Source organism: Mesorhizobium sp. BR-1-1-10 (assembly GCF_020165595.1).
GTDB classification, from domain to species: domain Bacteria; phylum Pseudomonadota; class Alphaproteobacteria; order Rhizobiales; family Rhizobiaceae; genus Mesorhizobium; species Mesorhizobium australicum.
On sequence record NZ_JAIUIL010000002.1, the window covers coordinates 167675 to 181188 of the forward strand.

The window sequence follows — 13514 nt, forward strand, 5'->3', positions numbered from 1 at the left end:
GTTTTGGGCGTGTCGGTATCGACATGCCCAAGCCACCGGGGCGGCCCCACCTCGGCAATTTTACAAGCCCGGATCCCGGGACCAGGACGAGCCAAATGCGCCGGCCCGCCGGCGCGTTTTCGTTTGAGAGATCGGACTTGCCGTGGACCAGCAGAAATCAGCGCCGCAAGGGGCAAGCACCTCGCCTCGGGCAAGCCAATTGCCGATTCCGCGCTGGGAGTTCATCGCGCTCTGCGCGGCGCTGATGGCGCTCAATTCGCTGGCCATCGACATCATGCTGCCGGCGCTGCAGCAGATCGGTGCCTCGCTCGGGGTCGAGAACGAAAATCATCGGCAATATGTGGTCACCGCCTACATACTGGGTTTCGGCGGCGGCCAACTGTTTTTCGGGCCGATCTCGGACCGGTTCGGGCGCCGCTCGCCGCTCGTCGCCGGCCTGATCATCTATGTGGCGGCAGCCGCCGCGGCCGCTATCGCCCCGAGCTTTGAAACGCTCTTGATATGCCGCGCCGTGCAAGGCCTTGGCGCGGCCGCCACGCGCGTCATAGCGGTCTCGATCGTGCGCGATACATTCGACGGCCGGCGTATGGCCGAAGTCATGTCGCTGATCTTCATGGTGTTCATGGCGATCCCGGTCGTGGCTCCAGGCATCGGCCAGTTCATCATGCTGTTTGCGACCTGGCATTGGATATTCGTCACAATGGCCGTCGGAGCCATGATCGTCTCGGCGTGGTCGCTGCTGCGCCTGCCCGAGACGCTGCATCCCGAATATCGCCGGCCACTGACGGTTTCATCCATCCTCGGCGGCTTCCGCATCGTGCTCACCAACCGCATCGCGCTCTGCTATGCCTTCGCCAGCACCTTCATCTTCGGCGCCATGTTCGGCTTTATCGCCTCGGCGCAGCAGATCTACGTCGGCGTCTTCGACGTCGGCGAGATGTTTCCCGTCATCTTTGCCGGTGTCGCGGGCGTACTCGCCTTCTCCAACTATCTGAACTCGCGCCTTGTCGGCCGCGTCGGCATGCGCCGCCTGTCGCAAAGCGCGCTGTTGCTGTTTCTGGTGATCAGCCTGGCCTGGCTGGTGGTTTCACTGGAAACGAAGATGCCGCTCTGGCTGTTCATCACCTTCTTTGCCAGTGCCATGCTGCCGTTTGGCTGTCTTGGAGCCAATTTCAATGCGTTGGCCATGGAGCCGCTTGGCCAGCTGGCCGGCACGGCGTCGTCCATCCTGGGTTTCATGCAGACTTTTCTCGGCGGCATTCTCGGCACGCTGATCGGTCAGGCTTTCAACGGCACGGTGACGCCGCTAGCCGCCGGTTTCTGCAGCGTCTCGGTGGCCGCGCTGCTGATGATCCTGTTTGCGGAACGCGGCAAGATGTTCCAGCCGCAGAACGCCCCCGTTTCAGGCCACGTCACCGACCTGCATTGATTGTCGTCTGCTGGTGGCGTCAGGATGCGCGTTCAAGCGCCGCCGTGAAGCGAGGAGAGAGCATCCGCCCCGCGATCGCTCCGCCCATGCCATTTGAAAAGGGCAATGGAAGAGCGTCGTCGAGCGCCTTGAGAATGGACGCCGCGAAGGCTCGGCTGAGCCGCGGATCGACCCCCAGATCGGAATAGGTGGCGCGAGGCGTCCCGATCAGCGTCCCGTTGCGACGAAGCGAGAACTGCATGGTCAAGGACATGCCCGCGGTTCCGGGTGGCGGCTTCCAACAGGCATAGATAGCGTCCGACATCTCCTTGATGGTGTCGATGGGATCGGGACTGTGACAGGAGCGTTCTTGCGCGATTGCCGCGTTCGCAAACGGCACCACGGCAAGAGCCACAAAAATTGCGAACCGAGGTTTCATTCGAGAGCCTCCGCCAAAACGCCCGACTCGATCATACAACGGTTCAAGCCACAGGAATTGGTCCTATTCCGCCCACAGCTCGCGGCGCAGTTCCTGCCAGCTGTCCTGGTCCGGCGCGACAAGCAGGCCGCCATCGACATGCGAAGGCAGATAGGCGCTGCCGTCGATCCGAGCGGCATGGCCGCCGGCCTCCTGATGGATCAGCACGCCGGGCAGATGATCCCAGGGCATCAGCTTGTTGTAGACGACAAAATGCGCATGCCCGCTCGCCAGCAAGCGATATTCGTGAGCAGCGCAGCGATAGGCGAACTGCGACAGTGCCTTGGTCTGGTTGCGCGCCAGGCGTGAGCGCTCCGGTTCGTCGAGATATTGCCAGGACACCGCGCCGGTCATCTGCGAGATCGGCACTGGCGCCGCCACACGCACTTTCTCCAGGCTGCCATGGGCATGCCTGATATGACTGCCGGCACCCCTGGCGGCGATGAGCCAGTCCTTGCCCACCGGATCATGGATGATGCCCGCGACCGTCTCCCCCCTGACCACGACCGCCAGCATGACGCCGAACAGCGGCACGCCGGACGCGAAATTGAAGGTGCCGTCCACCGGATCGACGGTGAACGCCAGTTCGGCATCGCCCAAGCCGTCGAGCAGCGCCGGATCTTCGGAGCAGGCCTCCTCGCCCACCACCATGGCAGAGGGATAGCGATCGCGCAGCCTGGCGGTGATCAGCCGCTCGGCGTTGACATCGGCCTCCGTCACCAGGTCGGCGGCGGAAGTCTTCTGCCTGATGTCGCCGTCGCCCAGTCGGCGAAAGCGCGGCATGATTTCGGCTTGGGCTGCCTCGGCCAGAATGCCGGCCAGCCAGTCGATCGCGGTGTCGTCAAATGTCATCGGAAATGTCTTGCCTGATCGCGAGGGTTTCATTGAGGGCGGCGAAATCGAACAGCTTTCGGTCGAGCAAATGCGACGGCCTGGTGTTGGACAGAGCGCGAATCATGGTGTCCTTGCGGCCGGGCATGCGCTTTTCGATGTCCTCGAGCATCGCTTTCATGGCGTTGCGCTGCAGCCCTTCCTGGCTGCCGCAGAGATCGCAAGGGATGATCGGGAACCGCATCGCGGCAGCGAATTTCTCCAGATCGATTTCGGCACAATAGCTCAGCGGCCGCAACACCATCACATCGCCTTCGTCGTTGAGCAGTTTCGGCGGCATGGCGGCAAGCCGCCCGCCGTGGAACAGGTTCATGAAGAAGGTTTCGAGGATGTCCTCGCGATGATGGCCGAGGACCAGGGCCGAGCAGCCTTCCTCGCGCGCGATCCTGTAGAGATGGCCGCGCCGCAGCCGCGAGCAGAGCGAGCAATAGGTGCTGCCTTCGGGGAGCTTGTCGGTCACGACCGAATAGGTGTCCCGGTATTCGATACGGTGCGCTATGTCGTTGGTGTCGAGATAGTCGGGCAGGATATGCTTGGGGAAATTCGGCTGGCCCTGGTCGAGATTGCAGGCCAGCAACTCGACTGGCAGCATCCCGCGCCATTTGAGATCAAGCAACATGGCCAGCAGACCGTAGGAATCCTTGCCGCCCGACAGCGCGACCAGCCAGCGCTCGCCCGGCTTCACCATCGAAAAATCCTCGATCGCCTGGCGGGTCAGCCGTAGCAGTCGCTTGCGCAGCTTGTTGAACTCGACCGAGGACGGTACATCGGCGAACAGCGGGTGAGAGCCGCCTTCGGCGGCCGGTTCTAGTGTTTCGATGTCTGGCTGCATGTTCATGGCGCGACGGCCCCGGATGTGACTTCCGCCCGGCTTAGCGCATTGTCTGGAAAATCGAAATTGATTTTAGCGACACGCCGCAAAACGGGTGCCCGAAACAAAAAAGGCCGCTCGAGGGGCGGCCTTTCCGGTATCGCAAAAAAGCGTTCGCTTAGCGCGAGTAGAATTCGACGACCAGGTTCGGTTCCATCTGCACGGCGAACGGAACGTCCGCCAGGCCCGGGATGCGCGAGAAGGTCGCGGTCATCTTGTTGTGATCGGCTTCGATGTAGTCGGGCACATCGCGCTCGGCGAGGCCAACCGATTCCAGGACGATCACCAGCTGCTTCGACTTTTCGCGCACTTCGACGACATCGCCCGGCTTGCAGCGATACGAGCCGATGTTGACGCGCTTGCCGTTGACGTTGACGTGGCCGTGATTGACGAACTGACGGGCGGCGAAAATGGTCGGCACGAACTTGGAGCGGTAGACAACCGCGTCGAGACGCGATTCGAGCAGGCCGATCAGGTTCTCCGAGGTGTCGCCCTTGCGGCGATCGGCCTCTTCATAGACCTTGCGGAACTGCTTTTCCGACACGTCGCCGTAGTGGCCCTTCAGCTTCTGCTTGGCACGGAGCTGCAGGCCGAAGTCGGAAAGCTTGCCCTTGCGGCGCTGGCCATGCTGGCCGGGGCCGTATTCACGCTTGTTGACCGGGGACTTGGGGCGGCCCCAGATATTTTCGCCGAGACGGCGGTCGATCTTGTATTTCGCGGATTCGCGCTTGCTCATCGCATTCCCTTTCAAAGACAACACACCCGGCACCTCTTGGTCCGGGTGAAGGAAACGCGCCCTCCTCTGGCCTCCGTTTTCGAGACCTGACAGGGTTTTCCCACGCAACGCGGCGGAAAACCCACGGGACACGTCAGTTCAAACAAGATCGGAAACGATTGTCGTGACAGATCTTGCGTATACAAAACAAACACCGGACATCGCTGCCCGGCGTTGGCGGCTGGTTAAACCGAGATTTAACCGGTGTCAAGCTTGTGAGTGGCGCGGCGCAACGCAACCGTATAGCGTCCAAGGCGTTGATGCGATGCCGATGTGGCGGGAGGTTTGCGCCAGCGGCACCAGGAAGGGACTGGAGCTAGAGGAGCTTAATTGCATGAAGAAGTTTTTCCTTACCCTGGCAGGGGCCGCGGTGCTTGCCGGGTCGATGGCGGTGGCCCCTGAGCCGGCCATGGCGCGTCATTGGCACGGCCACAAGCAGGTCTGCCGCATCGTCGTGAAGAAGCGAGTGGTGTGGCGGCATGGCCATCGCAGGGTGATCGTCGAGAGAGTACGGCGCTGCCGCTGGTAAGACTGTTCAACGCCACAATTCCCGGGCCAGCGAACGTCGCTGGCCCTTTTTCATTCCAAGGTAGTCTGGCTCGAGCGCTCAATCCTTAGGATTTTTTCTCCGGCAATCCCTTGCGCTTCGTCTCGGCGAATTCCTCGAGCTGCTTTTCATTCATCGATTCATACATGCCCTTGGAGGCGCCCTTGAGTTCGCTTTTCTTGGTCTCGCCGCGTTTGGCGGAGAGTGCGGCGCCGGCGGCTTTCTGCTGGGCTTTCGAAGTGGCTGGCATGGCGGGTCTCCTTTGCTGTCAGGAGAAACGCCACGCTTCGGCGGCGGTTCCAGCGCCAGTGGCGCTGCTCCCCGTCCGCCTGGTGCCAACCCTTGGCCGCGCTCGGCGATTTTCGTCGGCAGCCTTCTCGTGTCCGGAACCCCAGTGTAGGACGGCTGAATGAAATCCCTGACCGATCCCTCACAGGTTCTCTCCGCGGGACTGGCGAAAATCCGCGCCGAATTCCACGTGCCGGACGGATTTCCGGCCGATGTGCTTGCCGCGGCGGAGGCGGCGGCCAAACGTGTGCCCAACCAGCATGCCGATCGAACTGAAATGCCGTTCGTCACGCTCGATCCGGCTGCTTCCACCGATCTCGATCAGGCGTTCTCGATCGAGGCGAGCGGTGGCGATCTTCTGCTGCATTACGCCATCGCCGACGTGGCCTGGTTCGTCGAGGACGGCGACGCGATCGATCGCGAAGCCTGGACGCGGGGCGAGACGCTTTACTTGCCGGACGGCAAGGCCGGGCTCTATCCGCCGGTAATTGCCGAGGGTGGGGCGAGCCTGTTGCCGGATGGACCCCGTCCAGCTGCTATCTTCACGGTTCGGGTTGCGCAGGACGGCGCGACGAAGTTGGACGGCGCGGAGCGGGCAATCATTCAAAGCCGCGCGAAGCTCGCCTATGACAGCGTGAAGGCCTCCGATGTCCCGGCCGGCTTCGCCGAAATGGCGCGGCGCATGGCGGCGAATGAGCGGCGCCGTGGGGCTTCCCGCGTCGACCCACCCGAGCAGGAGGTGGAAAGGCTTGCCGACGGCACATTCCGGCTTTCGTTCAGGCCGCTTCTGCAATCCGAGCAGGACAACGCCGCGCTTTCGCTGGCCGCCAACATGGCGATCGCCGATGCCATGCTTGCGCATCATACCGGCCTTTTTCGGGTGATGTCGGGGCCGGATGCCTTCAAGGTTCAAAGGCTGCGCAACGCGGCACAGGCTCTCGGACTGTCCTGGCCGGCCTCGACCAGCTTGCGGGACTATCAGCGAACCCTCGATCCGACCGATCCGCATCAGGCGGCGCTGATGCTGGAAATCCGCCATGCAAGCCCCGGCGCATCCTATCAACCGTATCAGGACGGCGTTGTCCCATGGCATGAGGCGATGGCCGCGACCTATGCCCATGCAACGGCGCCACTGAGGCGCCTTGCTGATCGCTATGTCGTGCGCTGTGCGCTGGCTATCGCCAACGGCCAGCCCGTGCCCCAGGCTGTTACCGACGCGTTTGCCAGGTTGCCGAAGGCGATGGGGCGCGCGGATAGCCGCGCTTCGCAGATCAACCACGCGGCCATCGACCTTGCCGAGGCGGTAATGCTGGAGGGGCGCGAGGGCGAGACGTTCAAAGCCGTCGTCACCGACTTCGTCGACCATGGCGTGCGCATTCAGCTTGCCGACATGGCTGTCGTTGCCACCGTGAAGGCCTCGGGGCTCAGACAGGGTGATGGTCTGACGCTTAGGCTAGTCCTGGCCGATCCGGATCAACGCAGCATCGTCTTCGAACCTGTTTGAGTGGCGGGCGGCTTTGCCGCTGTCCAAGTGAACGGTCAGCCCGAACCCCTGCATCAGGCGGCTGACGGCGAAGTCCGCCTTGCCCGAGGTGAAGACCGCGATATCAGGCTCGGCTTGCGGCAGCGCCCCATTGATCGCCGGCAGCAGCGAAAGGGCGCGCCGTGCGATCGCCTCGGCCGGATCGATCCAGTCGACCGGCCAGGGAGCGGTCTTGCGCATGCGATTGACCAGAAAGGGATAGTGCGTGCAGGCCAGCACGACGATGTCGGTGCGCATGCCGTCGCGCTCGATGAAGCATGGCTCGATCTCGGCGCGCACGGCCTCTTCGTCGACGAAGCCCTGGCGCATATAGGCTTCGGACAGGCCAGCCAGCCTGTCGCTGCCGACCAGGCGGACATGGCATTTCTGCGCCCATTTGCTGATCAGGTCGCGCGTGTACTGGCGCTTCACCGTGCCCGGCGTCGCCAGCACCGAGACCAGCCCGGAGCGCGTGCGCTCGGCCGCCGGCTTGACCGCCGGCACCGTGCCGACGAAGGGATGGCCGGGAAATCTTTCGCGCAGCGCGTCGATCACCAGTGTCGAGGCGGTGTTGCAGGCGATAACCGAGATGGCCGGCGCGAAGCGGTCGAGCAGTTTGGCGAATAATCCTAGTATATGCTCTCTTAGGGCCGGCTCCTCCCAGGCGCCAAAAGGAAAAGCGGCATCGTCGGCGACATAGATAAAGCGCCGGTCGGGCATCAGGACGCGTGCCTCGCGCAACACGGTCAGACCGCCGACGCCGGAATCGAACATCAGGATCGGCTGGTCAGTCATTGTCGGTTCCCTTGCCGCCGAGCAGTGGCGTGTCCGTGTCGTCGCCGCTAGCGTCCGGCGCCCGACCAGTCGCCTCCGCCTTGCGGGCGCGCGCCGCCGCCGCGGGCAAACGCCTCGGGTCATCGCCAGGTGACCCATCGCCGCGCGGCATCGCCGGCGAGAACCGGTCAAGCGAAGAGATGATGCCGCGCAGCACCTTGAGCTCCGGCTCGGCAAAGCCTGCCCGCGTCAGCACGGCGCGGAGGTTGTCGACCATTTTCGGCTTCTTCGGCGCCGGCCTGAAATAGCCGCGCGCCTCGAGCGCGCCTTCGAGATAGGTGAACAGGCCGTGCAATTCTTCCTTGCTTGCAGGCTTCATCTCCGGCCCCGAAAAATTGGTCCTGGTCTCGTCCTCCAGGCCCGACTTCATCCACTCGTAGGACATCAGCAAGGCCGCCTGGGCGATGTTGAGCGAGGAGAAATCAGGATCGACCGGGAAAGTGACGATCTCGTCGGCGAGGCCGACCTCGTCATTGTAGAGGCCGAAGCGCTCGCGACCGAACAGGATACCGGTGCGTTGCCCCATTGCGTGACGGGCGCGCAGCATCCTGCCCGCCTCCACCGGTCCACGCACGGATTTGAAACCGTCGCGCTGCCTTGCGGTGGTGGCGAAGACGAAGTTCAGGTCGGCAAGTGCCGAGGCCAGATCGTCGAAAACCTTGACGGCATCGATGACGTGGTCGGCACGGCTGGCGGCGGCACGCGCCTTCTCGCTCGGCCAGCCATCGCGCGGATTGACCAGGCGCAGCTCCGACAGTCCGAAATTGGCCATGGCGCGGGCGACCATGCCGATATTCTCGCCGAGTTGCGGCTCGACAAGGATGATCGCCGGGCCGGCTGCGGTGTTATCGGGATCTTTGGTAATGGGCATGATTGTCAATGAACTGCTGTTTGCGGCATTTCAGCGTCCCCTGCCATATTCGGCCGCGAAAATGAAGCATTCGCAAATGACGGCGCCGTGGGCTCACATTCGTGACCGATCGCCGTTTGCGTGGCCAAAAGCGCTTTGATATACGGGCGGCATCCCCGGCCGACGCCACGCGGGCAAGGCCGTCCCATTCCCAGCAACGAGGCATTCTTTCCATGGCGAAGATCAAGGTGGCGAACCCGGTCGTCGAACTCGACGGCGACGAGATGACCCGCATCATCTGGCAGTTCATCAAGGACAAGCTGATCCACCCTTATCTCGACCTCAAGCTCGAATATTACGACCTGGGCATCGAGCATCGCGACGCCACCAACGACCAGGTGACCATCGATTCGGCCAACGCCATCAAGAAATACGGTGTTGGCGTGAAATGCGCGACCATCACCCCCGACGAGCAGCGCGTCGAGGAATTCAAGCTGAAGAAGATGTGGAAATCGCCGAACGGCACCATCCGCAACATTTTGGGCGGCACCATCTTTCGCGAGCCGATCATCATGAAGAACGTGCCGCGCCTGGTGCCCGGCTGGACCAAGCCAATCATCGTCGGTCGCCACGCCTTCGGCGACCAGTATCGCGCCACCGATTTCCGCTTTCCCGGCAAGGGCAAGCTGACGATCAAGTTCGTCGGCGAGGACGGCCAAGTCATCGAGCACGACGTGTTCGACGCGCCCGGCGCCGGTGTCGCCATGGCCATGTACAATCTCGACGAGTCCATCCGCGAATTCGCCCGGGCGTCGCTGAACTACGGCCTGCTGCGCAACTATCCGGTCTACCTGTCGACCAAGAACACCATCCTCAAGGCCTATGACGGCCGCTTCAAGGATATTTTCCAGGAAGTCTACGAGGCTGAATTCGAGGCCGAGTTCAAGTCGAAGAAGCTTTGGTACGAGCACCGCCTGATCGACGACATGGTGGCCTCGAGCCTGAAATGGTCGGGCGGCTATGTCTGGGCCTGCAAGAACTATGACGGCGACGTCCAGTCTGACACGGTGGCGCAAGGGTTCGGTTCGCTCGGCCTGATGACCTCGGTGCTGATGACGCCGGATGGCAAGACCGTCGAAGCGGAAGCCGCGCACGGCACCGTCACCCGCCACTATCGCCAGCATCAGAAGGGCGAGGAAACCTCGACCAATTCGATCGCGTCGATCTTCGCCTGGACGCGAGGCCTCGCGCACCGCGCCAAGCTCGACGACAACGCCGAACTGAAGCGTTTTTCCGAGACGCTGGAAAAGGTCTGCATCCAGACTGTCGAGAGCGGCTTCATGACCAAGGACCTGTCGCTCTTGATCGGCCCCGACCAGCCCTGGCTCTCGACCACCGGCTTCCTCGACAAGATCGACGAGAATTTGCAGAAGGCGATGGCGTAACCGCCTCGCGGACGAATGGGCAAGCCGGTCGTCTACGGCGCGGATTACAGCGTCTATGTACGCATCGTCCGGCTTGCGCTCGAGGAGAAAGGCATCGCCTACGATCTCGTGCCGGTCGACATCTTTGCAGAAGGTGGCGCGCCGGCATGGTACGGCAAACACCATCCTTTCGGCCGCATCCCGGCCTTCGAGCATGACAATTTCCGCCTGTTCGAGTCGAGTGCGATCGCGCGCTACGTCGACGAGGCCTTCGACGGGCCGGCGCTGCAGCCCGCCGACATACGCGCCCGCGCAAGGATGAACCAGATCATCGGCATGCTCGACGCCTACGCCTACCGTGCCATGGTCTGGGATGTCGCGGTCGAGCGTCTGGAGAAGGAAGTGCCCGACGAGAGCTTGATCGTGGATGGCCTGCGGCAGGCCGAGACGGTGCTGAAGGCGCTGACTTCGCTGAAGCAAGATGGGCCCTGGCTGCTCGGCGACCAGCTGACCCTGGCCGATCTGCACGCGGCGCCGATCATCGGCTACTTCGTCAAGGTTCCAGAAGGACGGGGATTGCTGGCGCAGTTTGCAGGCATCTGGGATTTGTATTTGCGAATGGCTGGCCGCCCGAGCTTCGTGCGTACCGAAAAAGCGTATAACTCGAGGTGAGCTTCCTCGACGTCGCGCCGCCCCTGCCCTGGCGGGCATTTCTCCCCGTGAACGGGGAGAAAGAGGCTGGTCGCGTTGCCGGCGCTCTTCTGCAACGAGGGCGATTGGCGAAGGGCGCGACGAAAGCGCCCTTCTCCCCGTTCTACGGGGAGAAAATGGCGGCAGCCAGATGAGGGGCAGCGCTGCCCCAAGAGAAAGGATCCCGCCTGGGCCCACGCATGGTAGCTACGCTGCTTCGAGCGCCGCCCTCACCGCCGCGATCGCATCATCGGCCTTCGACGCATCCGGGCCGCCGGCCTGCGCCATGTCGGGGCGGCCGCCGCCGCCCTGCCCGCCCAATGCGGCGGAGGCCACGCGCACCAGATCGACGGCGCTGAAACGGCCGACGAGATCATCGGTGACAGCGACCACGACGCTCGCCTTGTTGTCCTCAGCCGTGCCAACAAACACGACGACGCCAGAGCCCAACGAAGTCTTGCCCGCGTCGGCCAGCGGCTTCAGGTCCTTCGGCGAGACACCTGACACCGCCTTGCCGAGAAAGCCGACGCCAGCGACGATCTCGTTGGCGGCAGGAGCATCGGCAGGCGACCCGCCGCCCAGCGCCAATTTCTTGCGCGCTTCGGCCAGGTCCTTCTCGAGCTTCTTGCGCTCTTCGAGCAGCGCTTCGACGCGCGCTGGCACATCTGCGGGCGAAATCTTAAGCGTTGCCGCCGTGGTCTTCAGGCGTCGGTCCTGCTCATCGAGATGCCTGCGCGCGGCCTCGCCGGTCAACGCCTCGATGCGGCGCACGCCGGCGGCGACAGCACCATCCGAGACGATGCGCACCAGGCCGATATCGCCGGTCGCCCTGACATGCGTGCCGCCGCAGAGCTCGACCGAATAAGGGCGGTTGGCCTTGGCGCCATGCAGGCCCGTGCCCATCGACACGACGCGCACCTCATCGCCGTATTTCTCGCCGAACAGCGCCATCGCGCCCTCGGCAATGGCGTCATCGACCGACATCAGGCGCGTGGTCACCGGGCCGTTCTGCACGACGATCTCGTTGGCCATGCGCTCGACCTCTTCGAGCTCCTGCGCGGAGATCGGCTTGTTGTGCGAGATGTCGAAGCGCAGACGCTCGGGTGCGACCAGCGAACCCTTCTGCGCGACATGGGTGCCCAGCACCTCGCGCAACGCCTCGTGGATCAGGTGCGTCGCCGAGTGGTTGGCGCGCAGCCGGGAGCGCCTGGCATGATCGACCTTAAGTTCGACCGCGGCACCCGGCCTGACCGTGCCGGCGACCACCTTGCCGAGATGCACGAAGAGGCCATCGGCCTTCTTCTGCGTGTCGGAAATCTCGATCGAGAAGCCCTCGCCCGAGATTATGCCGGTGTCACCCATCTGGCCGCCGGACTCGCCGTAGAACGGCGTCTGGTTGACGACCACGGCGACCGCATCGCCCTTGCCGGCGCTGTCGACGGTCTTGCCGTCCTTGACCAGCGCCTCGATGAGGCCTTCCGCCTGCTCGGTTTCGTAGCCGAGGAATTCGGTGGCGCCGGTCTTTTCACGCACGGAGAACCAAACCGTCTCGGTGGCGGCCTCGCCGGACCCGGCCCAGTGCTTGCGCGCCTCTGCCTTCTGCTGCTCCATCGCATTGGTGAAGCCGGCAAGGTCGACCGAGATGCTGCGCTGCCGCAGCGCGTCCTGCGTCAGGTCGAGCGGGAAGCCATAGGTGTCGTAGAGCTTGAATGCCGTTTCGCCATCGAGCATGTCGCCGGCGCCGAGCTTCTCCGTCGCCTCGGACAGCAGCCCGAGGCCGCGCACCAGCGTCTTGCGGAAACGGGTCTCCTCGAGTTTCAGGGTCTCGGCGATCATCGTTTCGCCGCGTGCCAGTTCGGGATAGGCCTGGCCCATCTCGCGCACCAGCGCCGGCACCAGCTTCCACATCAGCGGCTCGTTCGCCCCCAGCAACTGCGCATGGCGCATGGCGCGGCGCATGATGCGGCGCAGCACATAGCCGCGGCCTTCGTTCGACGGCAGCACGCCGTCAGCGACCAGGAAGGAGGACGAGCGCAGATGATCGGCAATGACGCGATAGGACGCAACCGTTTCGGCGTCGGGCGCGCGCCCAAGTGCCGAGGACGCCGCATCGATCAGATGACGGAACAGGTCGGTCTCGAAGACGCTTTCCACTCCTTGCAGGATGGACGCCATGCGCTCCAGGCCCATGCCGGTGTCGATCGACGGGCGCGGCAGGTCGACGCGCTCCTCTTTCGTTACCTGCTCATACTGCATGAACACCAGGTTCCAGAATTCGAGGAAGCGATCGCCGTCTTCCTCGGGACTGCCGGGAGGTCCACCCCAGATGTGCTCGCCACGATCGATGAAGATTTCCGAGCAAGGTCCGCAAGGACCGGTGTCGCCCATCGCCCAGAAATTGTCCGAGGTCGGGATGCGGATGATGCGATCGTCGGAGAAACCGGCGATCTTCTTCCAGAAGCCAGCCGCCTCGTCGTCCGTGTGATAGACGGTGACCAGCAGCTTGTCCTTCTTCAGCCCGAACTCCCTGGTGATGAGGTTCCAGGCAAGCTCGATGGCGCGCTCCTTGAAATAGTCGCCGAAGGAGAAATTGCCGAGCATCTCGAAGAAGGTCAGGTGGCGCGCGGTATAGCCGACATTGTCGAGATCGTTGTGCTTGCCGCCGGCGCGGACGCTTTTCTGGGCTGTGGTGGCGCGCGAATAGGGCCGCTTCTCCAAACCGGTGAAGACATTCTTGAACTGCACCATGCCGGCATTGGTGAACATCAATGTCGGATCGTTGCGCGGCACGAGCGGGCTTGAGGCCACGACCTCGTGGCCCTCCTTGCGGAAATAGTCGAGAAAGGTCGACCGGATCTCGTTGACGCCACTCATGGATACTGCCTTTTCAAGAGAGCCGCCGGCCGGACCGGCGGGAGATGGCTCTGTATTTTCTA

Annotated in this window: 13 protein-coding genes; 5 read left to right on the plus strand and 8 right to left on the minus strand. The window is 63.3% G+C overall.

Features of this window, described 5'->3' with window-relative positions; all coding sequences use genetic code 11:
- Positions 1 to 199: 199 nt before the first annotated feature.
- A complete protein-coding gene (locus LB555_RS03755) occupies positions 200 to 1429 on the plus strand; it encodes a multidrug effflux MFS transporter (RefSeq protein ID WP_263488895.1) in 1230 nt (409 codons plus the stop codon).
- Positions 1430 to 1448: 19 nt separating this feature from the next.
- On the opposite strand, the gene LB555_RS03760 is transcribed toward LB555_RS03755, so the two are convergent.
- The 4 genes from LB555_RS03760 to rpsD all read right to left on the minus strand — a co-directional run bounded on the left by LB555_RS03760 (position 1449) and on the right by rpsD (position 4384).
- Positions 1449 to 1847 (minus strand): hypothetical protein, encoded by a 399-nt coding sequence (locus tag LB555_RS03760; protein WP_015318148.1) that lies wholly within the window; start codon positions 1845 to 1847, stop codon positions 1449 to 1451.
- 63 nt (positions 1848 to 1910) lie between these two features.
- Positions 1911 to 2738: an inositol monophosphatase family protein gene (locus tag LB555_RS03765; protein ID WP_140616997.1), complete on the minus strand. Its 828-nt coding sequence runs from the start codon at positions 2736 to 2738 to the stop codon at positions 1911 to 1913.
- Positions 2728 to 3615, minus strand: a complete 888-nt coding sequence (ttcA, locus tag LB555_RS03770) for a tRNA 2-thiocytidine(32) synthetase TtcA (protein WP_224582995.1) — start codon at positions 3613 to 3615, stop codon at positions 2728 to 2730. The genes LB555_RS03765 and ttcA overlap by 11 nt, the downstream gene beginning before the upstream one ends.
- A gap of 151 nt (positions 3616 to 3766) precedes the next feature.
- Complete coding sequence (gene rpsD / locus LB555_RS03775) at positions 3767 to 4384, minus strand: 30S ribosomal protein S4 (protein ID WP_015318151.1); 618 nt, start codon at positions 4382 to 4384, stop codon at positions 3767 to 3769.
- A 373-nt stretch (positions 4385 to 4757) separates the two neighbouring features.
- On the opposite strand from rpsD, the gene LB555_RS03780 reads away from it, so the two are divergent.
- Entirely contained in the window at positions 4758 to 4952 is a 195-nt protein-coding gene (locus LB555_RS03780; RefSeq protein ID WP_041163853.1) for a hypothetical protein, read from the plus strand.
- An 85-nt stretch (positions 4953 to 5037) separates the two neighbouring features.
- Here the strand turns inward: LB555_RS03780 and LB555_RS03785 are convergent, their stop codons facing one another.
- Positions 5038 to 5220 (minus strand): DUF3008 family protein, encoded by a 183-nt coding sequence (locus tag LB555_RS03785; RefSeq protein ID WP_015318153.1) that lies wholly within the window; start codon positions 5218 to 5220, stop codon positions 5038 to 5040.
- A gap of 159 nt (positions 5221 to 5379) precedes the next feature.
- Here LB555_RS03785 and LB555_RS03790 point away from each other — a divergent pair, with 159 nt between their 5' ends.
- Positions 5380 to 6762 carry an RNB domain-containing ribonuclease gene (locus tag LB555_RS03790; protein WP_224682303.1) on the plus strand — a complete coding sequence of 461 codons (1383 nt, stop codon included), beginning with the start codon at positions 5380 to 5382 and terminating at the stop codon, positions 6760 to 6762.
- Here LB555_RS03790 and murI read toward each other — a convergent pair.
- The gene (murI, locus tag LB555_RS03795) at positions 6712 to 7575 is read right to left on the minus strand and encodes a glutamate racemase (RefSeq protein ID WP_224682304.1); all 864 of its coding nucleotides are present in this window, start codon (positions 7573 to 7575) and stop codon (positions 6712 to 6714) included. The genes LB555_RS03790 and murI overlap by 51 nt on opposite strands.
- The gene (locus LB555_RS03800; RefSeq protein ID WP_140617001.1) at positions 7568 to 8485 is read right to left on the minus strand and encodes an RNA methyltransferase; all 918 of its coding nucleotides are present in this window, start codon (positions 8483 to 8485) and stop codon (positions 7568 to 7570) included. Before LB555_RS03800 ends, murI begins: the two co-directional genes overlap by 8 nt.
- Positions 8486 to 8697: 212 nt before the next feature.
- Here LB555_RS03800 and LB555_RS03805 point away from each other — a divergent pair, with 212 nt between their 5' ends.
- Together LB555_RS03805 and LB555_RS03810 are read left to right on the plus strand one after the other, a co-directional pair.
- Complete coding sequence (locus LB555_RS03805; protein WP_140617002.1) at positions 8698 to 9909, plus strand: NADP-dependent isocitrate dehydrogenase; 1212 nt, start codon at positions 8698 to 8700, stop codon at positions 9907 to 9909.
- A 15-nt stretch (positions 9910 to 9924) separates the two neighbouring features.
- Complete coding sequence (locus tag LB555_RS03810; RefSeq protein ID WP_224682305.1) at positions 9925 to 10560, plus strand: glutathione S-transferase family protein; 636 nt, start codon at positions 9925 to 9927, stop codon at positions 10558 to 10560.
- A 225-nt stretch (positions 10561 to 10785) separates the two neighbouring features.
- Here LB555_RS03810 and alaS read toward each other — a convergent pair whose 3' ends face one another.
- Positions 10786 to 13452, minus strand: coding sequence for an alanine--tRNA ligase (alaS, locus tag LB555_RS03815; RefSeq protein WP_224682306.1), 2667 nt, complete (start codon positions 13450 to 13452; stop codon positions 10786 to 10788).
- Positions 13453 to 13514: the final 62 nt, after the last annotated feature.